Source organism: Streptomyces sp. NPDC059224 (assembly GCF_042754285.1).
Classification (GTDB): Bacteria; Actinomycetota; Actinomycetes; order Streptomycetales; family Streptomycetaceae; genus Streptomyces.
In genome coordinates this window covers 41,569-65,284 of record NZ_JBHZAN010000045.1, presented here as the reverse complement: position 1 = coordinate 65,284, position 23,716 = coordinate 41,569, and the positions used below count along the sequence as shown (strand labels likewise).

General features: G+C 70.6%; 17 protein-coding genes. 12 read left to right on the top strand and 5 right to left on the bottom strand.

Annotated features, from left to right (window positions below; translation table 11 throughout):
* Positions 1-192: 192 nt before the first annotated feature.
* Positions 193-1,131: a hypothetical protein gene (locus ACFXI4_RS37660; RefSeq protein WP_385000016.1), complete on the bottom strand. Its 939-nt coding sequence runs from the start codon at positions 1,129-1,131 to the stop codon at positions 193-195.
* Between the two features lie 137 nt (positions 1,132-1,268).
* Here ACFXI4_RS37660 and ACFXI4_RS37655 point away from each other — a divergent pair, with 137 nt between their 5' ends.
* The 12 genes from ACFXI4_RS37655 to ACFXI4_RS37600 all read left to right on the top strand — a co-directional run bounded on the left by ACFXI4_RS37655 (position 1,269) and on the right by ACFXI4_RS37600 (position 19,579).
* A complete protein-coding gene (locus ACFXI4_RS37655; RefSeq protein WP_385000013.1) occupies positions 1,269-3,899 on the top strand; it encodes a valine--tRNA ligase in 2,631 nt (876 codons plus the stop codon).
* 168 nt (positions 3,900-4,067) lie between these two features.
* The gene (locus ACFXI4_RS37650) at positions 4,068-6,521 is read left to right on the top strand and encodes a SpoIIE family protein phosphatase (RefSeq protein WP_385000010.1); all 2,454 of its coding nucleotides are present in this window, start codon (positions 4,068-4,070) and stop codon (positions 6,519-6,521) included.
* A gap of 46 nt (positions 6,522-6,567) precedes the next feature.
* The gene (locus tag ACFXI4_RS37645; RefSeq protein WP_385000007.1) at positions 6,568-8,121 is read left to right on the top strand and encodes a bifunctional folylpolyglutamate synthase/dihydrofolate synthase; all 1,554 of its coding nucleotides are present in this window, start codon (positions 6,568-6,570) and stop codon (positions 8,119-8,121) included.
* Positions 8,122-8,123: 2 nt separating this feature from the next.
* Complete coding sequence (locus ACFXI4_RS37640; protein WP_385000005.1) at positions 8,124-8,498, top strand: DUF4233 domain-containing protein; 375 nt, start codon at positions 8,124-8,126, stop codon at positions 8,496-8,498.
* A 67-nt stretch (positions 8,499-8,565) separates the two neighbouring features.
* The gene (gene ndk / locus ACFXI4_RS37635) at positions 8,566-8,979 is read left to right on the top strand and encodes a nucleoside-diphosphate kinase (RefSeq protein ID WP_385000002.1); all 414 of its coding nucleotides are present in this window, start codon (positions 8,566-8,568) and stop codon (positions 8,977-8,979) included.
* Positions 8,980-9,357: 378 nt separating this feature from the next.
* On the top strand, positions 9,358-10,377 hold the full coding sequence (locus ACFXI4_RS37630) for a rod shape-determining protein (protein WP_004001297.1): 1,020 nt from the start codon (positions 9,358-9,360) through the stop codon (positions 10,375-10,377).
* A gap of 163 nt (positions 10,378-10,540) precedes the next feature.
* The gene (gene mreC, locus ACFXI4_RS37625) at positions 10,541-11,566 is read left to right on the top strand and encodes a rod shape-determining protein MreC (protein ID WP_384999999.1); all 1,026 of its coding nucleotides are present in this window, start codon (positions 10,541-10,543) and stop codon (positions 11,564-11,566) included.
* A 15-nt stretch (positions 11,567-11,581) separates the two neighbouring features.
* A complete protein-coding gene (mreD, locus tag ACFXI4_RS37620; RefSeq protein WP_384999996.1) occupies positions 11,582-12,259 on the top strand; it encodes a rod shape-determining protein MreD in 678 nt (225 codons plus the stop codon).
* Between the two features lie 94 nt (positions 12,260-12,353).
* Positions 12,354-14,603 carry a penicillin-binding protein 2 gene (mrdA, locus tag ACFXI4_RS37615; protein WP_384999993.1) on the top strand — a complete coding sequence of 750 codons (2,250 nt, stop codon included), beginning with the start codon at positions 12,354-12,356 and terminating at the stop codon, positions 14,601-14,603.
* Positions 14,604-14,631: 28 nt separating this feature from the next.
* Complete coding sequence (rodA, locus tag ACFXI4_RS37610; RefSeq protein WP_362718448.1) at positions 14,632-15,831, top strand: rod shape-determining protein RodA; 1,200 nt, start codon at positions 14,632-14,634, stop codon at positions 15,829-15,831.
* A 164-nt stretch (positions 15,832-15,995) separates the two neighbouring features.
* A complete protein-coding gene (locus tag ACFXI4_RS37605) occupies positions 15,996-17,501 on the top strand; it encodes a CHAD domain-containing protein (protein WP_384999990.1) in 1,506 nt (501 codons plus the stop codon).
* Positions 17,502-17,602: 101 nt separating this feature from the next.
* Entirely contained in the window at positions 17,603-19,579 is a 1,977-nt protein-coding gene (locus ACFXI4_RS37600) for a TIGR03960 family B12-binding radical SAM protein (RefSeq protein WP_384999987.1), read from the top strand.
* Positions 19,580-19,622: 43 nt separating this feature from the next.
* Here the strand turns inward: ACFXI4_RS37600 and ACFXI4_RS37595 are convergent, their stop codons facing one another.
* The 4 genes from ACFXI4_RS37595 to ACFXI4_RS37580 all read right to left on the bottom strand — a co-directional run bounded on the left by ACFXI4_RS37595 (position 19,623) and on the right by ACFXI4_RS37580 (position 23,145).
* The gene (locus ACFXI4_RS37595) at positions 19,623-20,312 is read right to left on the bottom strand and encodes a DUF899 domain-containing protein (RefSeq protein ID WP_384999984.1); all 690 of its coding nucleotides are present in this window, start codon (positions 20,310-20,312) and stop codon (positions 19,623-19,625) included.
* A 126-nt stretch (positions 20,313-20,438) separates the two neighbouring features.
* Positions 20,439-21,116 (bottom strand): GAP family protein, encoded by a 678-nt coding sequence (locus tag ACFXI4_RS37590; protein ID WP_384999981.1) that lies wholly within the window; start codon positions 21,114-21,116, stop codon positions 20,439-20,441.
* A gap of 180 nt (positions 21,117-21,296) precedes the next feature.
* The gene (locus ACFXI4_RS37585) at positions 21,297-22,502 is read right to left on the bottom strand and encodes a cytochrome P450 (protein WP_384999978.1); all 1,206 of its coding nucleotides are present in this window, start codon (positions 22,500-22,502) and stop codon (positions 21,297-21,299) included.
* Positions 22,441-23,145, bottom strand: a complete 705-nt coding sequence (locus ACFXI4_RS37580; protein ID WP_384999975.1) for a hypothetical protein — start codon at positions 23,143-23,145, stop codon at positions 22,441-22,443. Before ACFXI4_RS37580 ends, ACFXI4_RS37585 begins: the two co-directional genes overlap by 62 nt.
* Positions 23,146-23,716 lie beyond the last annotated feature (571 nt).

The window sequence follows — 23,716 nt, the reverse complement described above, 5'->3', positions numbered from 1 at the left end:
TACCCGGTGGGGGGCAGGTGGTTGTTCTGGGCAAAAAACCGGCCCACCCCCCCCCCCGCGCCCGCCCCCCACCCCCCCGCCGGGCGGGGGGGGGGGGGGGTAGACAACATCCCGCCCCCCCCCCCCCGCCCATCGCGGGCGGGCGCCCCCGCGAGCTTCGCGGGCGCCCCTCCTCGGTGTCTCAGGGGACCGTCAGGCCTTGACGCGGACGTCGTCGCGGAGCTTGGCGGTGAGGGAGGCGGTGTCGTCCATCGAGCCGCTCTTCCCGGTGGCGATGGCGGCCAGATCGTAGGCGAACACGTAGGCCACCGTGCTGTGGTCGCCCCACACGCAGAACGGCATCGTCGTGGACTTGCCGGTGGAGCTGTCCTTGGACTCGATCTCCTGGCACTTCATGATGCCCTCGAAGCCGGCGGGCTTGAACGTCCGGGGCTCGCCCACGAGCTTGCCCTCCGAGTCGCTCTTCGCGCTCTCCGCCTTGGTCTCGGCGAACATCGCGTCGACGGTCTTCCCGGGATCGTCGATGGTGCCGTACACCCCGCTGAACGTCAGGGACTTGGCCGTGAGACCCGAGCCCTGCACGTAGCTCGCGCTCACGTCCTTGGGGTCGTGGATGCCCCACCCCTCGGCGTCCTTGACGTCGGACGAGGTCAGCTTGCCCGATTCGGAGTTGCCCTGCTTCTTGTAGGCGCCGTCGATGACCACCGCCGGCGCCGTCAGCTTGTGCGGCCCGTCGTCGGCGACCGAGCCGGCGCTGCCGCCGCTGCTGCCGAGTGCGAAGTACGCGCCCACCGCGATCGCCGCCACCACCGCGACCGCCCCGATGATCAGGCCCGTCCGCTTCTTCCCGGCGCCCGGAGCCGGTGGCTGCGGAACGCCGTAGGGCTGCTGGCCGTACGGAGGCTGGCCGTAGGGCGGCTGCTGCTGGCCGTACGGGTTCTGCTGCGGCGGGACGGGGGCGCCCTGGGGCGGATAGCCGTAGCCCGGCTGCGGCGGCTGCCCCGGGGGCTGCTGGGGGTAGCCGTAGCCGGGCTGGGGCGGCTGCTGCTGGCCGTACGGACCCGGCTGCTGTCCGTAGGGTCCCGGCTGCTGCGGCGGCCCCCCGTACGGGCCCGGCTGGTTGTGACTCATCTCTGGGTTCCCCTCCAGATGCTTATGTGTTCCTGACATCCTGGCTCAGCCGCCGGGGACGCACGGCACGGGGGTGCGCACCGTTACAGAACAAACGCGTTTCGGGACAGCCCTGAGACACCTCTAAACTGAGCGCCGTGACCGAGAATGCTCAGCAGCAGCCCACAGCGCCCAGCACCGAACTGCCGACCCAGTACGCGCCGGCCGACGTAGAGGGGCCGCTGTACGAGCGCTGGGTGGAGCGCGGTTACTTCGCGGCCGACGCCAAGAGCGACAAGCCCGCGTACACCATCGTCATCCCGCCGCCCAACGTCACCGGCTCCCTGCACCTGGGCCACGCCTTCCAGCACACGCTGATGGACGCGCTGACCCGCCGCAAGCGCATGCAGGGCTTCGAGTCGCTGTGGCTGCCCGGCATGGACCACGCCGGTATCGCCACCCAGAACAAGGTCGAGCAGCAGCTCGCCGAGGAGGGCAAGTCCCGCCAGGACCTCGGCCGCGAGGAGTTCGTCGAGCGGGTCTGGCAGTGGAAGGAAGAGTACGGCGGCAAGATCCTCGGCCAGATGCGCCGGCTCGGCGACGGCGTCGACTGGGACCGTGAGCGCTTCACCATGGACGAGGGCCTGTCCAAGGCCGTCCAGACCATCTTCAAGAAGCTCTACGAGGACGAGCTGATCTACCGCGCCGAGCGCATCATCAACTGGTGCCCGCGCTGTCTGACGGCCATCTCGGACATCGAGGTGGAGTACCAGGAGGACGACGGCGAGCTGGTCTCCATCACGTACGGCGAGGGGGAGGAGACGCTGGTCGTCGCCACCACCCGCGCGGAGACGATGCTCGGCGACACCGCGGTCGCCGTCCACCCCGACGACGAGCGGTACAAGCACCTGGTCGGCAAGCGCATCAAGCTCCCGCTGACGGACCGTACGATCCCCGTCGTCGCCGACACGCACGTCGACCCGGAGTTCGGCACGGGTGCCGTCAAGGTCACCCCGGCCCACGACCCGAACGACTTCGCGATCGGCCAGCGGCACGGCCTCGAGTCCATCACCGTGATGGACGAGCGGGCCGTCATCACCGTCCACGGGCCCTTCGCGGGCCTGGACCGCTTCGAGGCGCGGTCCGCGATCGTCGCGGCGCTGCGTTCGCAGGGCCGGATCGTCGCCGAGAAGCGGCCCTACGTCCACAGCGTCGGCCACTGCTCGCGCTGCGGCACGACCATCGAGCCGCGGCTGTCCATGCAGTGGTGGGTCAAGGTCGGCCCGCTGGCCAAGGCCGCCGGCGACGCGGTCCGCGACGGCCGGGTCAGGATCCACCCCGAGGACATGTCGAAGCGGTACTTCGACTGGGTCGACAACATGCACGACTGGTGCATCTCGCGCCAGCTGTGGTGGGGCCACCGGATCCCGGTCTGGTACGGCCCGGACGGCGAGGTCGTCTGCGTCGGCCCCGACGAGCAGCCGCCCGGCACCGAGGCGGAGGGCTGGAAGCAGGACACCGACGTCCTGGACACCTGGTTCTCCTCCGGCCTGTGGCCCTTCTCCACCCTCGGCTGGCCCGAACAGACCGCGGACCTGCGGAAGTTCTACTCGACCGACGTCCTGCTCACCGGCCACGACATCATCTTCTTCTGGGTCGCCCGGATGATGATGTTCGGCCTGTACGCGATGGACGGCGAGGTTCCCTTCCGTACCATCGCGCTGACCGGCCTGGTCCGTGACGAACGCGGCAAGAAGATGTCGAAGTCGTTCGGCAACGTCGTCGACCCGCTGGACTGGATGGACAAGTACGGCTCCGACGCCGTCCGCTTCACCCTGGCCCGCGGCGCCAACCCCGGCACCGACGTCCCGATCGGCGAGGACTGGGTCCAGGCCTCCCGCAACTTCGCCAACAAGATCTGGAACGCGACCCGGTTCGCCCTGATGAACGGCGCCACGGTCCAGGGCCCGCTGCCGGACCCGTCCGAGATGTCGGCGACGGACCGCTGGATCCTGTCCCGCCTCAACAAGACGGTCGCCGAAGTCGACGCGTTCTACGACGACTTCCAGTTCGCGAAGCTCTCCGACGCCCTCTACCACTTCGCGTGGGACGAGGTCTTCGACTGGTACGTCGAGCTGTCGAAGACGACGTTCCAGGCGGGCGGCCGGAGCGCCGAGGTCTCCCAGCGGGTCCTGGGCGAGGTCCTCGACGTCACCCTGAAGCTGCTCCACCCGGTGGTCCCCTTCGTCACGGACACCCTGTGGACCACCCTCACGGGCGGCGAGTCGGTCGTCGTCGCGCAGTGGCCGTCCGACAGCGGCTTCCGCGACGAGGCGGCGGAGAAGGAGATCGAGAGCCTCCAGTCGGTCATCACCGAGGTCCGCCGCTTCCGCGCCGACCAGGGCCTGCAGCCCGGCCAGCGGGTCCCGGCCCGCCTCACCCTCGACGGCACGGCACTCGCCCCGCACGAGGCGGCCATCCGCCAGCTGCTCCGCCTCCAGCCGGAGGGCGACGCCTTCGCGGCCACCGCCACCCTCCCGGTCGCCGGTGCCACGGTCGCCCTCGACCTCTCCGGCACCATCGACGTGGCGGCGGAGCGCAAGCGTCTGGCCAAGGACCTCGCGGCCGCCGAGAAGGAGAAGGCCCAGGCGACGGCCAAGCTGGGCAACGAGGCGTTCCTCGCGAAGGCCCCGGACAACGTGGTGGACAAGATCCGCGGCCGGCTGGCCAAGGCGGACGAGGACATCGCCCGTATCCAGGCCCAGCTGGAGCGCCTTCCGCAGGCCTGACCCCCACCAGGACCCCGCAGGCGTCCGGCAGCCCGTGCTCCGGGCCGCCGGACGCCTGCGCGTTTTCCGCCGCCACCAAGCGCCGACCGGCCATCGCCCTACAATCCAAATGTAGGGACATAGCCTTGATGTCCCGTTGTGACGCGATGTGGCGGAGGGAACGCCCGCATGCTGCGCAGGGGCCGAACGAAGACACCTCCGCAAGGGGGACTGGTTGCCCTGACGGCTGTCACGGGCGCCCTGCTCGCCGTTTTCATCGGCATCGTCTTCCTGATGCTGGTGTGGGCCCTCCAGGACGCCCGCGGCTCCCTGGGGGTCGCCCGCGCCGACCGCCCGGCACTGGACCAGGCCGGGGCGGTGCAGAAGGTCGTGCTCGACATGGAGGGCGGGCAGCTGGGCTACGTCATCACCGGGCAGGACGAGTTCCTCAAGCCGTGGCGGGCGGCACGGGCCGAGTTCCCCGTGCAGGCGCAGCGGCTCGTGGACGTCAGCTCCACCACCGGCCAGCGGCGGCTCGCCCAGCAGATCCGGCAGTCCGGGCAGTCCTTCATCGACGACTACTCGGTGCCGCTCGTGGATGCGGTCAGACGCGGCGATCCCTCCGCGAGCAGCACGGCACGCACGCGGGAGGGCAGACAACGGGTCGAGGAACTGCGCAGCCGGCTCAGGGACTACCTGGGCGGCGAGCGCGTCGGCATCGACCAGCAGGAACACGCCCTCGAAGACCGGATGGACCGGCTGGCCATCGGGGCGTCCGCAGGTGTCGCCGGGGCGGTCGTGCTGATCGTCGGCTACGGCGCCTACGTGACCCGGATGATCGTCTGGCCGGTGCGCAGGATGGCCGGCACCGCGACCCGGCTGGCCGCCGGGGACCTGAGCGCGCGGGTGCCGCCCTCCGGCAGACGGGAGATCGGGCAGCTGGAGACGGCGTTCAACACCATGGCCGCCTCCCTGGAGAAGAGCCACCGCAGGCTCAGACTGCTCTACGACGCCGGAACGGCCGTGGGCAACACCCTCGACGTGCGGCGGACCGCCGACGAACTCGTCCGGGTCGCCGTCCCCCGCTTCGCCGACCACGTCACCGTCGACCTGGCGGCGGCCGTCCTGGCCGGTGCCGAGCCGGAGGACGCCGACGGCTCGGTCCTGCGCAGGGTCGCCCGGGGCGGTATTCGCGACGATCCGCCGCTGGACCCCGTCGGCGCGCCGGCCGCACCCGGCCGGGCCGCCCCCGGCACCGGCGCGGCCCTCCACTCCGACCTGAGCGCCGCCCCCGCCACGTGGGCCACCGACACCCGGTGCGCGGACCGGCTGCTCGCCTACGGCATGGGCTCGCTGATCACCGCGCCGCTGTCGGCACAGGGCGTCCCGATGGGTGTGATCGCCTTCTGGCGGACCCGGAACTCCCCGCCGTTCGAGGAGGACGACCTCTCCGACGCCGAGGAACTCGCCGCGAAGACCGCGGCCGCCATCGACAACGCGCGGCGCTACACCCGGGAGCGCGAGACCGCGCTGACCCTCCAGCACAGCCTGCTCCCGCACGGCCTGCCCGAGCGCCCGACCGTCGAGGTCGCCTACCGCTACCTCCCCACCGGCACCCGGGCCGGAGTCGGCGGCGACTGGCTCGACGTGATCCCGCTGTCGGGCACCCGGGTGGCCCTGGTCGTCGGAGACGTCGTCGGCCACGGCATCCAGGCCTCGGCCACCATGGGCCGGCTGCGCACGGCGGTCCGCACCCTCGCCGACGTCGACCTGCCGCCCGAGGAACTCCTCACCCACCTGGACGACCTCGTCCTGCATCTCGACGACGGCGCGATGGAACCGGCCGGAGAGGTCGGCTCGACCTGCCTGTACGCCGTCTACGACCCGATCTCGCGGCGTTGCTCCCTGGCCAGCGCGGGCCATCCGCTGCCCTTCGTGATCACCCCGCAGGGCGCCGTGGAGAAGGCCCCCGGCCAGGCCGGACCGCCGCTCGGGCTCGGCGGACTGCCGTTCGAGACCACCGAACTGGACCTCGCCCAGGGCACCACCCTCGCGCTGTTCAGCAACGGCCTGGTGCACTCCCGCAACCTCGACCTGAGCCAGGGCCTCGACCGGCTCCGCCGCGCCCTGGCGGCCCCGGGTGCGTCCCTGGAGGCGACCTGCGACCACGTGGTGGCCACGCTGCGCACCGGCGAACCCGCCGACGACGTCACACTGCTGCTGGCCCGCACCCACACCCTGCCCTCCGACCGGGTGGCCACCTGGGAGGTCCCCGCGGACCCCGAGCACGTCGCCCGGGCCCGCGCCCTGACCACCGGCCAGCTCGGCGCCTGGCAGCTGGACGACCTGTCGTTCACCACCGAACTGGTGGTCAGCGAGCTGGTCACCAACGCCATCCGCTACGGCGGCTCCCCGATCCAGCTGCGGCTCATCCGGGACACCACGATGCTGATCTGCGAGGTCTCCGACGGCAGCAGCACCGCCCCCCACCTGCGGCGGGCCCGCGTCTTCGACGAGGGCGGCCGAGGCCTGCTGCTGGTCGCCCAGCTCACCCAGCGCTGGGGCACCCGGCAGACGTCCGCGGGCAAGACCATCTGGTGCGAGCAGGCCCTGCCCGCCGCCGGTGCCGCCCAGCCCGCATAGCCCTCCTGGGCCGCCGGGCGGGTGCCGGGCTCCGTAGACTGGTGCCGTGAGTGATCTGCCGCCGCGCGACCCCCATGACAGCTTCGACGAGCACGCCGAGCCCGACGAGAACGCCGAGAACCTCGAAGACGCCTTCGAGGGCATCGTCGCGGCCGAGACCGACCGCGACCCCGACCTCGCGGTGATCGAGGCCGGCAGCCGGACCCTGCGTACCCAGGGCGGCACGCCGCAGGCCGATGTTCCGGCCCGCCCCGAGGACCCCGAGGTCGACCGGGCCCTGCGCGAGGTGGAGACGGAGCTCGCGACCCGCTGGGGCGAGACCAAGCTGGAGCCGTCGGTCACCCGGATCGCCGCCCTCATGGACGTCCTGGGCGACCCCCAGCGTGCGTACCCTTCGATCCACATCACCGGCACCAACGGCAAGACCTCCACCGCCCGGATGGTCGAGGCCCTGCTGGGCGCCTTCGACCTGCGCACCGGCCGCTACACCAGCCCCCACGTGCAGTCGATCACCGAGCGCATCAGCCTCGACGGCGCCCCGATCTCCGCCGAGCGCTTCATCGAGACGTACGACGACATCAAGCCCTACGTCGAACTGGTCGACTCCCGGCAGGAGTACCGGCTCTCCTTCTTCGAGGTGCTCACCGGCATGGCGTACGCGGCGTTCGCGGACGCCCCCGTCGACGTCGCCGTCGTCGAGGTCGGCATGGGCGGCTCCTGGGACGCCACGAACGTCATCGACGGGGACGTCGCCGTCGTCACCCCCATCGACCTCGACCACACCGACCGGCTCGGCGGGACCACCGCCGAGATCGCGGGCGAGAAGGCCGGGATCATCAAGCAGGACGCCACCGTGATCCTCGCCCAGCAGCCGGTGGACGCGGCCCAGGTGCTGCTGAAGAGGGCCGTCGAGGTGGACGCCACGGTGGCCCGGGAGGGCCTGGAGTTCGGGGTGGTCGCCCGCCAGGTCGCCGTCGGCGGCCAGGTGCTCACCCTGCGCGGCCTCGGCGGCGAGTACGACCAGGTCTACCTCCCCCTGCACGGCGCCTACCAGGCTCACAACGCGGCCGTCGCGCTGGCCGCCGTGGAGGCGTTCTTCGGGGTCGGCTCGCAGCGCCCCGAGCCCCTCGCCGTGGACACGGTCCGCAAGGCGTTCGCCGCGGTCACCTCGCCGGGCCGGCTCGAAGTCGTACGGAGCTCTCCCACCGTCGTGCTGGACGCCGCGCACAACCCGGCCGGTGCCCGCGCCACCGCCGAGGCGGTCGGCGAGGCCTTCGACTTCAGCCGGCTGATCGGCGTGGTCGGGGCCAGCGGCGACAAGGACGTCCGGGGCCTCCTGGAGGCCTTCGAGCCGATCTTCGCCGAGGTCGTCGTGACCCAGAACTCCAGCCCCCGCGCGATGGACGCGGACGAACTGGCCACGGTCGCCGTCGAGGTGTTCGGCGAGGACCGCGTCCAGGTCGAGCCGCGGCTGCCGGACGCCCTGGAGGCCGCGATCACGCTGGCCGAGGAGGAGGGCGAGTTCGCGGGCGCGGGGGTGCTGGTCGCCGGCTCGGTCATCACGGTCGGCGAGGCCCGCCTGCTGCTGGGGAGGGCCTGACCATGCGGACACTCTGCTCCTCCACCCTGATCGGCGAGTTCTTCGTCATCGGCTTCGCCGCGCTGGTCGCCATGAAGGACCCCGACCTGTCCACGGCCACGGTGTGGCTGGTCAGCGGCATCGCGATGGTCCTCTGCGTGGTCCTGTGCGGTGTGGTCACCCGGCCCGGCGGCATCGCCTTCGGCTGGGCCCTGCAGATCGCGCTGATCGCCTCCGGCGTCTTCGTGCCGACGATGTACTTCATGGGCGCGGTCTTCGCGGCCCTGTGGTGGGCGTCGGTGCACTACGGCCGGAAGATCGACGCGGCGAAGGCGCGCTTCGCGGCACAGGCGGACCCGGCGCCCCGGCCCTCGGCCCCGGGAGCTGACACTGCGTGACGGGCGCCCGGACCAGCCCTGTAGCCTCTCCTCACCGCACACGTAAGTACCGCGAAGGAGCCCTCACGTGACTCAGCGCACCCTCGTCCTGCTCAAGCCCGACGCCGTCCGGCGCGGCCTGACCGGCGAGATCATCGGCCGTATCGAGCGCAAGGCCGACTGGCGGATCACCGCGCTGGAGCTGCGCTCCCTGGAGCGGGCGACGCTGGAGCAGCACTACGCCGAACATGTCGGCAAGCCGTTCTACGAGCCGCTGGTCGAGTTCATGGCCTCCGGCCCGGTCGTCGCCCTGATCGTCGAGGGCGAGCGGGTCATCGAGGGCATCCGCGCGCTGGCCGGCCCCACCGACCCGATCGCCGCCGCGCCGGGCTCCATCCGCGGCGACTTCGGTGTCGTCGTCCGCGAGAACCTGATCCACGCGTCCGACTCCGAGGAGTCAGCGGAACGCGAGATCAAGATCTTCTTCCCGGGCCGCGCCTGACTCCACGGGCCGGGCCCGACTTCCAGGGCCGGGCCCGACTTCCCGGGCCGGGCCCGACTCCCTCGGGCGGGGCACCGTAGAGTTTCCGTAGAATTTTCTGACGGGCCGTCAGTCCAGTGCGCCGTCCGGCCTGGGACGGTCGAATGATTTCGGCCGTCCTTCGGCATATGCGTGCCGATCGGGGGAACGAGTGCCCCCGTCGGACCGTCTCCACAAGCGAGTCGGCCCTGTACGTGATGACAATGGCGAAGACCCTCGCGCAGTGTTCGTGCAGGCGCGTCTACGATGTAAGCCTTCACGTCACAGCAGCCACTTCGCCGACCTGAAATGCCCTCAAAAGCTCCCGGGAAGGCCAGACGAATCCTGATGGGGAACTCAATGTCGTTCATCGGCCGTGACATGGCTGTCGACCTCGGGACCGCCAACACGCTGGTGTACGTCAGGGGTCGCGGGATCGTACTCAACGAGCCGTCCGTCGTCGCGATCAATACGAACACCGGTGGAATTCTGGCAGTCGGCGCGGAAGCGAAGAAGATGATCGGGCGCACGCCCGGCAACATCGTCGCCGTACGGCCGCTGAAGGACGGCGTGATCGCCGACTTCGAGATCACCGAGCGGATGCTCCGCTACTTCATCCTGAAGATCCACAAGCGGCGCTACCTGGCGCGGCCGCGGGTCGTCGTGTGCGTGCCCTCCGGTATCACCGGTGTCGAGCGCCGCGCGGTGATCGAGGCGTCGTCGCAGGCCGGTGCCCGCCAGGTGCACATCATCGAGGAGCCCATGGCCGCCGCCATCGGTTCCGGCCTGCCGGTCCACGAGGCCACGGGCAACATGGTGGTGGACATCGGCGGCGGCACCACGGAGGTCGCGGTCATCTCGCTCGGCGGCATCGTCACCGCCCAGTCGATCCGCGTCGCCGGCGACGAGCTGGACAACGCGATCATCCAGCACATCAAGAAGGAGTACAGCCTCCTCCTCGGTGAGCGGACGGCCGAGCAGATCAAGATCACGATCGGTTCGGCGTACGACCTGGACTCCGACGAGCACACCGAGATCCGCGGCCGGGACCTGGTGTCCGGGCTGCCGAAGACCGTGGTCATCTCGGCCGCCGAGGTCCGCAAGGCGATCGAGGAACCCGTCAACGCGATCGTGGACGCCGTCAAGACGACGCTGGACAAGTGCCCGCCGGAGCTCTCCGGCGACATCATGGACAGGGGAATCGTGCTGACCGGAGGCGGAGCGCTGCTGCGCGGTCTGGACGAGCGGCTGCGCCGTGAGACCGGCATGCCGATCCACATCGCCGAGGACCCGCTGGACAGCGTGGCGCTGGGATCCGGCAAGTGCGTCGAGGAATTCGAGGCGCTCCAGCAGGTCCTGGACGCCCAGCCGCGCAGATGACGTAACTCTTCGATTCCGCCGTACGAGATGATCCCCTCTCGTGCGGCGGATCGTTGATATGGAGGCATAGGCTCGCCCGCACGAGCTCCGCCCCCCGACTCACAAAAACAAGCTCCCGCAAGTTCTTGTCAAGTTCCTATTGAGGAAGGCACGGCCGCCGCACGTGAGGGACACGAAAGAGAGCCGGCTGCTCCTGGTGCTGCTGATCGCCATCGCGTTCGCGTTGATCACGGTGGACATCCGAGGCGGCAGGAACTCCCCGGTCGACGGCGCCCGGCAGGCCGCGGCCGCGGCCTTCGGCCCGATCGAGAACGGCATGTCGACGGTGGTGGACCCGGTGGGCAACGCCGTCTCCGCCGTCCGCGACTCCGACGAACGGCACGACCGGCTGGCCTGGCTGGAGAAGCAGAACGCGACCCTCAAGGCGAAGCTCGGCAGCGACGACCGCAACCGCAGCCGCCTCAACCAGCTCGACAAGATGCTGAAGATGGCCGGAGAGGGCCAGTACGGCATCAAGGGCGCGCAGGTCATCGCCATAGGGTCGGCGCAGGGCTTCTCCTGGACCATCACCATCGACGTCGGCGCCAACGACGGCATCAAACGCGACATGACCGTGCTGAACGGCAGCGGCCTGGTCGGCCGCGTGACCACGGTCGGCCCGGACGCGGCCACCGTGCTGCTCGCCAACGATCCGGACTTCACCGTCGGCACCCGCATGGAGGGCAGCGACGAGCTCGGCTTCGCCTCCGGACAGGGCGACCGCCCGCTGCGTGTCGAGCTCCTCAACGGCAAGGCCGAGGTGAAGAAGGGCGACCGGCTCGTCACCTTCGGCTCCGAGGCGGACCGGCCCTTCGTGCCCGGCGTCCCGGTCGGCACCGTCTCCAGCGTCGACCCGTCCCACGGCGGCCTCACCCGCACCCTTTACGTCACGCCGTTCGTGTCCTTCACCAAGCTCGACATCGTCGGCGTGGTCGTCGAGGCACCGAAGAAGGACCCGCGCGACGAGGTGCTCCCGGCGAAGCCGAAGCCGACGCCCATCCCGACGGTGACCGTCACGGTCACCCCGTCCGCGAGCGCGGACACGGGATCGGACTCGGGCACCGGCTCGGGTACGGACACCGGCACGAACTCGGGCACCGGCACGAACTCGGGTACCGACGAGACCGACACCAACGACCAGCAGCGGTAGGAGCTGAATCCCTTCATGCGTGTCAACCGCATCCTGCTCTCCTCCGCCCTGGTCGTCGTCGCCCTGGTGATCCAGGTGAGCGTCCTCGCCCGCCTCCACCTGCCGGGCGCCGTCCCCGACCTGCTGCTGCTCACCGTCCTCGGCCTGGCCATGGTGTACGGCCATGTGGGCGGCGCCCTCGTCGGCTTCGGCGCCGGACTCCTCGCCGACCTCGCCCCGCCCGCCGACCACGCGGCCGGCCGCTACGCCCTGGTGCTCTGCGTCGTCGGGTACTGCGCGGGCCTGATCAAGCCGGAGAACGGCCGGCTGAAGTCCGCGACCGGGCCGATGCTCGTCGTGGTTGCCGCCGCCATCGGCTCCACCCTGCTGTACGCGGGTGTCGGTGCCCTGGTCGGCGACACCGCCGCCCGGCACGTCGGCATGACCAGCCTGCTGGTCACCGCCGCCCTCTACGACCTGCTGCTCGCCCCGTTCGTGGTCCCCGGCATCATGTGGCTGGCCCGCCGTGCCGACAGCGACCCGCTGGCGGAGGCCAACTCCGGCGGCAGAGCCGGTGACATCTCCTCCGGCTGGCTCTCCTCCGGCACCGGCCTGCGCATCGGCGGCCAGCGCAGCGGTCTCGGCTCCCTGAGGGCAAGGGCCCGCACCCGCAACGTCCGCGTCGGCCGCATCAAGGGGGTCAAGCGTCTGTGAGGGCAGGGGAGTTCACCCGGCGACCCGGCGGCGCCGCCCACAGCTTCGTCGTATATGACACAGACGTACGCCACGGAGAGGGGGAGGCAACCCAGTGACCAACATTCCCGAGACCGGTCGGACCCCACGGGTCCAGATCCGTCTCGTCGTCATCCAGATCCTGGTCCTCTCCCTGCTCGGCACCCTCGGCGGCCGCCTGTGGTACCTGCAGATCCGTGAGGGCGCCGAGTACCAGAAGGAGGCTTCCGGCAACCACGTCCAGCAGGTCGTGGAGCCCGCCGTACGCGGTTCGATCCTGGACGCGCGCGGAGTCCCCATCGCGGACAACGAGACCCGGCTGGTGGTCTCCGCCTCCCGTACCGACCTGCTCAAGCAGGCGGACGACGGCAAGGCGGTCCTCACCAAGCTCGCCGGCGTCCTCGGGATGAACCCCACCGACGTCATGCAGAAGGTCCGCCTCTGCGACGCCAAGACCCCGCAGCCCTGCTGGAACGGCTCCCCCTACCAGCCGATCCCGATCACCGACGAGGCCACCGCCAAGCAGGCCCTGCAGATCCGTGAGCGGGCCGAGGACTTCCCCGGCATCACCGCGGAGCCCGAGGCCGTGCGCCGCTACCCGGCCCCCGGCAAGGCCAACACCTCCCAGGTCCTCGGCTACCTCTCGCCGGTCACCGACGACGAGATCCAGCAGGCGCAGAACACCAGCTCGCCCTACCTGCGTTCGGACATGGTCGGCCGCTCCGGCCTGGAGCGCGAGTACGACAAGGAACTGCGCGGCAAGGCCGGCGTCACCCGCTACGAGGTGGACAACCTCGGCCGGGTCATCGGCAAGGCCAAGTCCGACGCCGCCCAGCCCGGAGCCAACCTGGTCACCAGCATCGACTCCCGGGTCCAGCGGGTCGCCGAGTACGAGCTGGACAAGGCGATGAAGGTCGCCCGCCAGCAGTACGACAAGATCACAAGCCAGAACTACAAGGCCGACTCCGGCGCCGTCGTCGTGATGGAGGCCAAGACCGGCCGGATCGTCGCGATGGCCTCCGCGCCGACCTACGACCCGAACGTCTGGGTCGGCGGCATCTCCGCCAAGGACTACAAGGCCCTCACCGGCAAGAACTCCGACTACCCGTTGCTCAACAGGGCCATACAGGGTCAGGCGGCGCCCGGTTCGACGTTCAAGGTGGTCTCCACGGCCGCCGCGGTCCAGGCCGGCTACGTGTGGGACGGCGGCTACCCCTGCACGAGTTCGTACTCGGTGGGCGGCCAGGTCTTCAAGAACTTCGAGGGCGAGAACTTCGGCCCGATCTCCCTCGGCCGCGCCCTTGAGGTGTCCTGCGACACCGTCTTCTACGGCCTCGCCGACCGCGAGTGGAAGAAGGACGGCGGCATCAACCCGAAGAAGGGCGAGCCCAAGGACTGGTTCTTCAAGACCGCCCACCAGTTCGGCCTCGGCAAGGAGACCGGCGTGGACCTCCCCAACGAGGTCACCGGCCGGGTCCCCGACCGCCAGTGGAAGCTCGACTACTGGAAGGCCAACAAGGACGCCTGGTGCAAGTCCGGCAAGAAGGACGGCTCCTACGTCGAGAAGATCGAGTACGAGAACTGCCTCGAAGGCAACAAGATGCGTGAGGGCGACGAGATCAACTACTCCATCGGCCAGGGCGACACCCTCGTCACCCCGATCCAGGAGGCGATGATCTACGGTGCGGTCGCCAACGGCGGCACCGAGTACCAGCCGACCATCGGCAAGGCCGTCATCAGCGCCGACGGCAAGACCGTTCAGGAGATCAAGCCCAAGGCGGTGCGCAAGCTGCCCGTCAGCCAGGCCACCCTCAGGGGCATGGACGACGCCTTCGCCGGCGTCATCACCCGCGGTACCGCCGCCTGGAAGTTCGGCGGCTGGCCGCAGGACAAGATCGCCCTGCACGGCAAGACCGGTACGGCCGAGGTCTACGGCAAGCAGACCACGTCGTGGCTGGCCACCTACAGCAAGGACTACACGGTCATCATGACCATCGCCCAGGCCGGTACCGGTTCCGGTGCCTCCGGTGAGGCGGTCCGCAACATCTACAGCGCGCTGTACGGCGTCGGTGCCGACGGCTCCATCGACAAGAACAAGGCGCTGCTCTACACCCCGCAGCAGGGCCTGCCCAAGGTCCGCACGGATGGCACCATCGACTCGCCGAAGGTCTCCAAGGACCCGGTGAAGGACTTCCAGGCGACCCAGAAGGGCGACAAGCAGGACGGCGGCCAGCAGACCCCGGCCACCACGTCCTCGCCGTCGGCGGGCAACCGTGACACCCGAAGGCGGGCGCGCAAGAGGGGAAGCCGGAGGATGCTGACGTGACGCACGTGTGTGGCGGGAGGGTCCCGGCATGACCGGTGCCAACAGCTTCTCCGTCTCCGGATACGGTCCCGCGCGGGGCGGCTGGACCCGGGTCTTCGCCCGGGACTCGCTGGCCCGCCGCCTGGACTGGCCGATGCTGGCGGCGGCCCTGGCGCTGTCGCTGCTGGGCTCGCTGCTGGTGTTCTCGGCGACCCGCAACCGCACCGAGATCAACCAGGGCGACCAGTACTACTTCCTGCTCCGGCACCTGATGAACACCGGCATCGGACTCGCCCTGATGATCGGCACGGTCTGGATCGGCCACCGCCAGCTGCGCAACGCGGTGCCGATCCTGTACGGCCTGTCGCTGCTCGGCATCCTGGCCGTGCTCACCCCGCTGGGCTCCACCGTCAACGGCGCGCACTCCTGGATCGTGCTCGGCGGGGGCTTCTCGCTCCAGCCGTCCGAGTTCGTCAAGATCACGATCATCCTGGGGATGGCGATGATACTGGCGGCCCGGGTCGACGCCGGCGACAAGAAGTACCCGGACCACCGCACGGTCCTGCAGTCGCTGGGCCTGGCCTCGGTTCCGATCCTGATCGTGCTGCTGATGCCCGACCTCGGCTCGGTCATGGTCATGGTGATCATCATCCTGGCCGTGCTGCTCTCCTCCGGCGCCTCCAACCGCTGGATCTTCGGCCTGCTGGCGACCGGCCTGCTGGGCGCGATCGCGGTCTGGCAGCTGCACATCCTGGACGAGTACCAGATCAACCGCTTCGCGGCCTTCGCCAATCCCGACCTCGACCCCGCGGGCGTCGGCTACAACACCAACCAGGCCCGGATCGCCATCGGATCCGGCGGGCTGACCGGCGCGGGCCTCTTCCACGGCTCGCAGACCACCGGCCAGTTCGTCCCCGAGCAGCAGACCGACTTCGTCTTCACGGTGGCGGGGGAGGAGCTGGGCTTCGCCGGCGCGGGCCTGATCATCGTGCTCCTGGGCGTCGTCCTGTGGCGCGCCTGCCGGATCGCCCGCGAGACGACCGAGCTGTACGGCACGGTCGTGGCGGCGGGCATCGTGGCCTGGTTCGCGTTCCAGGCGTTCGAGAACATCGGTATGACCCTCGGCATCATGCCGGTCACCGGCCTGCCGCTGCCGTTCGTGTCGTACGGCGGCTCGTCGATGTTCGCGGTGTGGGTGGCGGTGGGACTGCTGCAGTCGATCAGGGTGCAGCGCCCGATGTCGGCCTGACCGGGACGTCGGGAGGGCGAGACGTCACGAGGGTGAGCTGAACACGTCGTATCCGGCAAACGGGCCGTTTGCCGCTTGTTCACCTCACCCTCGTTTTTGTGCCACCTCTGATTCGCCCATTGCGCCCGCTGTCCCCGCGGCGCCGGGGCCATTAGATTCGGTTCATGGCGGATACGAAGCGTGAGATCGAGCGCAAGTACGAATCCGACGAGAGCGGACTGCCCGACCTGACCGGCGTCGCCGGCGTGGCGAACGTCGTGGACAAGGGCACCGCCGAACTCGACGCCACCTACCACGACACCTCCGACCTGCGCCTGGCCTCGGCCAGGGTCACCCTGCGCCACCGCACCGGAGGCACCGACGCCGGCTGGCACCTCAAACTCCCGGTCGCCCCCGGCATCCGCGACGAGATCCACGCCCCGCTCTCCGACGCTCTCCCCGACGAACTCGCCGGCCTGGCCCGCTCCCGGGTCCGCGAGGGCCAGCTGGTCCCGGTGATCCGCCTGCGCACCACCCGCGACATCCGTCACCTCGTCGACGCGGACGGCGCCCTGCTCGCCGAGGTGAGCGTCGACCGTGTCCGGGCCGAGCGGCTCTTCGGCGGCGCGGGCAAGGCCCAGTGGACCGAGATCGAGGTGGAACTGGCCGACGGTGGCGACCCGGCCTTCCTCGACAAGGTGGAGAAACGATTGGGCAAGGCGGGCGTACGACCGTCGAAGTCCGCCTCGAAACTGGACCGGGCCCTGTCCGAGACCAAGGGCGGCAAACCGCACCCGCCCAAGTCCGGCTCCGGCAGACCCGTCACGGCCGGCGACCACGTCCTGGCCTACGTCCGCGCCCAGCGGGACGCGATCGTCGAGCTCGACCCCGCCGTGCGCCTGGACACCGAGGAAGGCGTCCACGACATGCGGGTGGCCACCCGCCGGCTGCGCAGCACCTTCCGCACCTTCGGCAAGGTCCTCGACCGCCAGGTCACCGACCCGGTCGCCGACGAGCTGAAGTGGCTGGCCGGGGAACTGGGCGTGGGCCGTGACCAGGAGGTCCTGGCCGAACGCCTGATGACGGCCCTGGACGAGGTCCCCGGCCGCCTCGTCTCCGGCCCGGTCCACGACCGCCTGCGGGCCTGGGCCGAGGCCGGTGAGCGCGGCTCCCGGGGCCGGCTCCTCGGCGTGCTGAACTCCCACCGCTACCTCGCCCTGCTCGACACCCTGGACGCCCTGGCCGCCGACCCGCCGCTGCGCGAGGCGGCCGCCGGGAACCCGGCGAAGGTCCTCGCCAAGGCCGTGCGCAAGGACTTCGCGAAGGTGGCCGACCTGCTCGAGACCGCCATGGCCGAGCCCCCGGGCCACGACCGCGACCTCGGCCTGCACGACGCCCGCAAGAAGGCCAAACGCACCCGCTACGCCGCCGAAGCAGCCCGTCCCGCCCTCGGCGGCCCCGCGAAATCCCTGGTCAAGTCCATGAAGTCGCTCCAGTCCCTGCTCGGCGAACACCAGGACAGCGTGATGGCCCGCCAAACCCTGCGCGAACTGTCCGCGGTGGCGCACGCGGCCGGGGAGAGCGCGTTCACCTACGGCCTGCTGTACGGCCGCGAGGAGCGGCGGGCCGCTGCGGTGGAGGCGAGGACGCCCGGCGCCTGGCAGGAGATCAAGGAGGATGCGCCCGTCTGAACGCGCGTACGGGGGACACCGCCGGGCGCGCTACGCTGGATGACCACCCTCCCCCAGCCTCCGGCCGGGGGTGTCCCAGTCAGCTCACAAAGGTCCGCGAGATGCCTGCCGAAGCCGCCGCCCAGGTCGCCGAGTCTGTGTTCCCGCAGCTCGAAGCTCTGCTCCCGCATGTGCAGAAGCCGATCCAGTACGTAGGCGGAGAGCTCAACTCCACGGTCAAGCCGTGGGAGGAGTGCGACGTCCGCTGGGCGCTCATGTACCCCGACGCGTACGAGGTCGGTCTGCCCAACCAGGGCGTCATGATCCTCTACGAGGTGCTCAACGAGCAGCAGGGCGTCCTCGCCGAGCGCACCTACAGCGTGTGGCCGGACCTGGAAGCGCTGATGCGCGAGCACCGCGTCCCGCAGTTCACGGTGGACAGCCACCGCCCGGTGCGGGCCTTCGACGTGTTCGGCCTGTCCTTCTCCACGGAGCTGGGCTACACCAACATGCTCACCGCCCTGGACCTGGCGGGCATCCCCCTGGAGTCGAAGGACCGCGGCCTGGAGGACCCGATCGTCCTGGCCGGCGGCCACGCGGCCTTCAACCCGGAACCCATCGCCGACTTCATCGACGCGGCGATCATCGGCGACGGCGAGCAGGCCGTCCTCGACATGACGAAGATCATCCGTGAGTGGAAGGCGGAAGGCCGCCCCGGCGGCCGCGAGGAGGTCCTCTTCCGCCTGGCGAAGACGGGCTCCGTCTACATCCCGGCCTTCTACGACGTGGAGTACCTCGCCGACGGCCGGATCGCCCGCGTGGTCCCCAACAGGTCGGGCGTCCCGTGGCGGGTCTCCAAGCACACCGTCATGGACCTGGACGAGTGGCCCTACCCCAAGCAGCCCCTGGTCCCGCTCGCCGAGACCGTCCACGAGCGGATGTCCGTCGAGATCTTCCGCGGCTGCACCCGCGGCTGCCGCTTCTGCCAGGCCGGCATGATCACCCGCCCGGTGCGCGAGCGCTCCATCACCGGCATCGGCGAGATGGTCGACAAGGGCCTCAAGGCCACCGGCTTCGAGGAGGTCGGCCTGCTCTCCCTCTCCTCGGCGGACCACTCGGAGATCGGCGACATCGCCAAGGGCCTCGCCGACCGCTACACCGAGGACAAGATCGGCCTCTCCCTGCCCTCCACCCGCGTCGACGCCTTCAACGTCGACCTGGCCAACGAGCTCACGCGCAACGGCCGCCGCTCCGGTCTCACCTTCGCCCCCGAGGGCGGCTCCGAGCGCATGCGCAAGGTCATCAACAAGATGGTCTCGGAGGACGACCTGATCCGCACGGTCGCCACCGCCTACGGCAACGGCTGGCGCCAGGTGAAGCTCTACTTCATGTGCGGCCTGCCCACCGAGACCGACGAGGACGTCCTCCAGATCGCCGACATGGCGATGAACGTCATCCAGAAGGGCCGCGAGGTCTCCGGCCAGGGCGACATCCGCTGCACCGTCTCGATCGGCGGCTTCGTCCCCAAGCCGCACACCCCCTTCCAGTGGGCCCCGCAGCTGAGCGCCGAGGAGACGGACGCGCGCCTGGAGAAGCTGCGCGACAAGATCCGCGGCGACAAGAAGTACGGCCGCTCGATCGGCTTCCGCTACCACGACGGCAAGCCCGGCATCGTCGAGGGCCTGCTCTCCCGCGGCGACCGCCGCATCGGCGCCGTGATCCGCGCGGTCTACGAGGACGGCGGCCGCTTCGACGGCTGGCGCGAGCACTTCTCCTACGACCGCTGGATGACCTGCGCCGACAAGACCCTGCCCGCCCTCGGCGTGGACGTCGACTGGTACACCACCCGCGAGCGCACCTACGAGGAGGTCCTGCCCTGGGACCACCTCGACTCCGGCCTCGACAAGGACTGGCTCTGGGAGGACTGGCAGGACGCCCTCGACGAGACGGAGGTCGAGGACTGCCGCTGGACCCCGTGCTTCGACTGCGGGGTCTGCCCGGCGATGGACACCCAGATCCAGGTCGGCCCGACCGGCAAGAAGCTGCTGCCGCTGACGGTCAAGAACGCCGCGGCCGCCTCCGGAGGACACGCGCACTGAGGCGGGCGACGCTCCTGGAGGCGCCGTGGGCCGTCGGGTGCGGTCAACCGGAAGACGGGCCGTAGAGCGCGGCGATGTTCTGGGACGACGACCACCGGCTGTAGGTGGGGGACTGGGGCCAGCCCTCGGGTGAGTCCTGCCATTCCTCCTGGCGTCCGTACGGCAGCAGGTCGATCAGCGCGAAGCTGTGGCTGAGCTGTTCGGTCCCGCGGCCGTCGGTGTGCCACGTGCGGTAGACGGTGTCGTTGTCGCGCAGGAACACGTTGACCGCGAATCCACCGTCGGGCGGTGCGCCGACGTCCGATCCGAACGGGCTGTTCGCGGTCGAGTACCACGCCATCCGGTTGCCGACCCGCTGCCGGTAGGCGAGTGCCTCCTTGATCGGGCCCTGGGTGACGACGACGAATCGCGCGTCGTAGGCGTCCAGGAACTCCAGGCGGGTGTACTGCGAGGTGAAGCCCGTACACCCCGGGCACTGCCACTCCTTGCCGGTGAACCACATGTGGTTGTAGACGATCAGCTGCCTCCTGCCGTCGAAGACGTCCGCCAGCCGAACGGGCCCGTCCTCCCCTTCGAGGGTGTAGTCGGGCATCTCGACCATCGGCAGGCGGCGACGCTCGGCGGCGATGGCGTCCAGCTCGCGGGTCGCGGCCTTCTCCCGGGCGCGCAGTGCCTCAAGCCGCTGTTCCCAGGTCGTGGCGTCGACGACGGGTGGTAGCGCGTGGACGGTCATGGTCCCCTCACAGGTCTCGTGCACGGATTGGGCTTGTGCGGGGTCAGACTCCACGGGGCTCCGGAACTCATCGGTCGGCCGGGCACGCGGCGCAGGGCGCCGAACGCGGGCCGCGGCGGCGGTCCGTCAGGAGACGAGGACGCCGATGCCGTCCCCGAGCAGTTTCAGCCCGAGGACGAAGAACAGGACCGCCATCACGGCGACGTTGTGCCGGGCCGCCCAGTCCTTCCAGTTGCCGAGCGTGGCCTTGGCGCGCGCTCCCCCGAGCAGGAAGACCCCAAGGGGGGCCAGCAGACCGAGGGTGGCGATCACGACGAAGACCGCGAGCGACGCGATCTGCTGCCCGAGCGGCAGTCCGGCCGAGCCGATCGCGGCGCCCGCGGCGATGGTCAGCGGGGCGTTCTTGGCGTTGAGCGCGGCCAGGGCCAGTCCGAGTGCGAAGACCTTGACCGGGGTGAGGCGGTCGATGGCGCTCATCCACTTCGGCAGCCGGGCTTGGGAGGGATCCTTCGGCCGTCGATGCCACTGCAGGGCCCCGAAGACGACGAGGAACAGGCCGATGGCGAGCTTGAGGGCGCCCACCCAGGTGGCCGGGTGGTTGTGGGCGGAGGCCCGAGCGGGGGAGGCGATCGCCAGCATGACCGCGCCCAGTGCCGCCAGCCCGAGGATCCAGCCGACGGTGAAGAGAACTCCGTTCAGACGTCCCCGGGGCGTGGCGAGTACGAGGATGACGGCGATGATCGGGAGCGGGCTGACCGCGACGCCGGCCGCAAGCCCCAGCACGTCACCGAGAACCTTGCCCATGGTTGCCTCCAGGTGGGGGACCGGCGGACCCCTCAAGCCTGTGTCCCATGTTCCTGCGGTGCCGAGCGGGCCGCACCTCGCGACCCGGCCCACGCGCGTGAGTCCTCCGACCGGGCCTGGCGGCCGGGCCCGACGCCGGGGCGCCGGGCCGGGAGGGGGCCGGGCCCGGCGCGGCGGTTCCTACCAGATCACCGGCAGTTCCAGCGGGAATCGCCTGATCGTCTCCGTGTCCCAGCGCAGCTCCTCCGGGGGCACGGCGAGGCGCAGGCCGGGGAATCTCTCCACCAGGCGGCCGATGGCCACTTCCAGTTCCGCCATGGCCAACGGCATCGCGATGCAGCGGTGTCCGCCCCAGCCGAAGGTCATGTGCGGGGCGCTGGGGCGTTCGGGGTCGATGACATGGGGTGCCGCGTAGCGGTTCGCGTCACGGTTGGCCGTCAGGTACGACACGTGCACGAAGTCGCCGGCCTTGATCAGCGCGCCGTCCAGTTCCACGTCCGCGAGCGCCACGCGGGGGATCCCGACCCCCTTGCGGAACGGGATGCAGCGGAGCAGCTCGTGCAGGACGTCCGTCAGGGTCTCGGGGCGGCGGGTGAGGCCCTGCATCAGCTCGGGCTGGGTCAGGAGCAGGTAGACGATGTCGCTGATCTGGCAGGTGGCCGTGTCCTGGCCGCTGAGCGCCAGCGTGAGCGCCATGACCGCGAGTTCCTTGTCGTCGAGGTGGTCCTCGTCCTCGCGCGCCTCGGCCATCGCGCTGATGAGGTCGGGGCCGGGCGCGTCGCGGCGCTGGTCGACGAGCTTGCCGAAGTAGGCGATCAGATCGGCCTTGGCGGTCGCGGCGGCCTCCTTGTTGCCCGCGCCGACGACCAGCAGCTGGTGCACGGACTCCCCGATCCGGGGCCATTCCTCCCGTTCGACACCGAGGAGGTCCAGGATGGCGTGCTGGGGGAGCGGGTCGGAGAGGTGCTTGACCACGTCGGCCGGGGGTCCCTCCTTCTCCATGCCGTCCAAGAGACGGTCGGTGAGCCAGCTGATCCGTTGCCGCATGGAGTCGACCCGCTGCTGTGTGAAGGCCTGCGAGGCCAGGTGACGGACGCGGCTGCTCTGCGGCGGGTCCATCACGTTGATCGATTCCGGCGAGACGATGGGCTCCGGTGTCATCCGGGGGTAGTCGTGGCCGATGATCCCCGCCCGGCTGAACCGGGCGTCGGTGGTCACCTGCTTGACGGAGTCGAAGCCGGTGATCAGCCAGGCATCGGTGTCGCCGTAGGGGAGCCGGATGCGTGCCGGGGAACGGCGGCTCATCAGGTCCGCGAGCTCGGGGTCAAAGTCGAGCGCTTCGCTGAAGCGGAACGAACAGGCGGTTGTCTCGTTGTCTGCGGCCATCAGCAGGCTCTCCTCCAGGAATGGGTACCGCGAGAACAGGCTGGACCTGGACGGTGATCACGTCCGGCACGCGACGCCGGGACGCGGTGTGTCGGGAGCGTGTGCCCTGCTCTGTCTCGTCGGTCATGTCATCGGCCTCCTCGCAGGATGCAAGCACGAGAGTGCGCGTCGACAGCTGATCGGCACAGTTGTACCCGGCCAGGTGGGCTAATGCGGTAATGGTCCCGGTGCACTGCCCGGCCCCCGGCCCGCTACCAGTGGATCCCGGCCGGGAGGAAGGGCCTGTCCTCGGGGGCGGCCTTGCGGGCGCGCAGGACGCGTTCGGCGGGCGGGCCCGCCGGTACGCGCGGCGGCGGAGCGGGCCGCTCGATGGTCTGCGCCGCCGTGGCGGCCGTCCTGAGGGGTGACCGCCTCGCCGCGCAGGGTGCCGAGCGCCTCGTACAGCGGGGCGCAGGGGTCGTTCTCCTTCAGGAACACCTTGGCGCAGGAACACCTTGGCGCGTTCGGCGCCGCCCGAGGAGACCACGCCGGGCTGGACGATGCTCACCCTGACGCCGAACCGGCCCGTCTCGGCGGCGAGCGTCTCGGCGAGGGCCTGCAGCGCCCACTCGCCGGCGTTGCAGGGGCCTGTCAGCGGGAGCACCAGACGTCCCTGGATGCCGGAGACGACGACCAGGCGGCCCGCTCCCCGCTGCCTGCTGCCGCATCGCCGGGAGCACGGCCCGTGTCACGCGCAGCGCGCCCAGGGTGTTGAGCGGGAGGAGCCGCTCGGCCTCCGGGAGCGGGACGCTCTCCGGCGGTGCCCGGACGGCGGTGCCCGGACGGTGGTGCCCGCGTTGCTGACCAGTACGTCGACCTCGCCGGGGCCTGGCGCACGGCCCGGTCGACGGTGTCCTGGCCGGTGACGTCCAGGCGCAGGCGCCGGTCGGAGTGCGGCGCGGCCGTGCCGGTCCCGGAGACCGTGCTGGAGAACGGACCCGGATGCGAACCGGGCGGACTCCGACGACGACGCCGTCTCCGAGGCGCTCAACAGGCCGGGACGGCTCCTGGAACCGATCACGCCGCCGCCGTCGCTCGGCTGACGTACCCCCGGGCCGGCGCCAGTTCGCGGGCGCTCGGCGGCCCGGATGCCGTTCGGCCGGGGGAGTGACAGACTGGTTCTTCCGAGCCGGCGGGCCTGTGACGGAGTGTTACGCGGGCCTTGGGTCGCGGCG

Bases quoted from the DNA above. Each gene is read 5' to 3' on its own strand.
- ACFXI4_RS37650 (WP_385000010.1), top strand. From the start codon at position 4,068: ATGCTGCGCAGGGGCCGAACGAAGACACCTCCGCAAGGGGGACTGGTT.
- ACFXI4_RS37605 (WP_384999990.1), top strand. From the start codon at position 15,996: ATGGCGGATACGAAGCGTGAGATCGAGCGCAAGTACGAATCCGACGAG.
- ACFXI4_RS37640 (WP_385000005.1), top strand. From the start codon at position 8,124: ATGCGGACACTCTGCTCCTCCACCCTGATCGGCGAGTTCTTCGTCATC.
- rodA (WP_362718448.1), top strand. From the start codon at position 14,632: ATGACCGGTGCCAACAGCTTCTCCGTCTCCGGATACGGTCCCGCGCGG.
- ACFXI4_RS37595 (WP_384999984.1), bottom strand. From the start codon at position 20,312: ATGACCGTCCACGCGCTACCACCCGTCGTCGACGCCACGACCTGGGAA.
- ACFXI4_RS37660 (WP_385000016.1), bottom strand. From the start codon at position 1,131: ATGAGTCACAACCAGCCGGGCCCGTACGGGGGGCCGCCGCAGCAGCCG.
- ACFXI4_RS37590 (WP_384999981.1), bottom strand. From the start codon at position 21,116: ATGGGCAAGGTTCTCGGTGACGTGCTGGGGCTTGCGGCCGGCGTCGCG.
- ACFXI4_RS37630 (WP_004001297.1), top strand. From the start codon at position 9,358: ATGTCGTTCATCGGCCGTGACATGGCTGTCGACCTCGGGACCGCCAAC.
- mreD (WP_384999996.1), top strand. From the start codon at position 11,582: ATGCGTGTCAACCGCATCCTGCTCTCCTCCGCCCTGGTCGTCGTCGCC.
- ACFXI4_RS37585 (WP_384999978.1), bottom strand. From the start codon at position 22,502: ATGGCCGCAGACAACGAGACAACCGCCTGTTCGTTCCGCTTCAGCGAA.
- ACFXI4_RS37600 (WP_384999987.1), top strand. From the start codon at position 17,603: ATGCCTGCCGAAGCCGCCGCCCAGGTCGCCGAGTCTGTGTTCCCGCAG.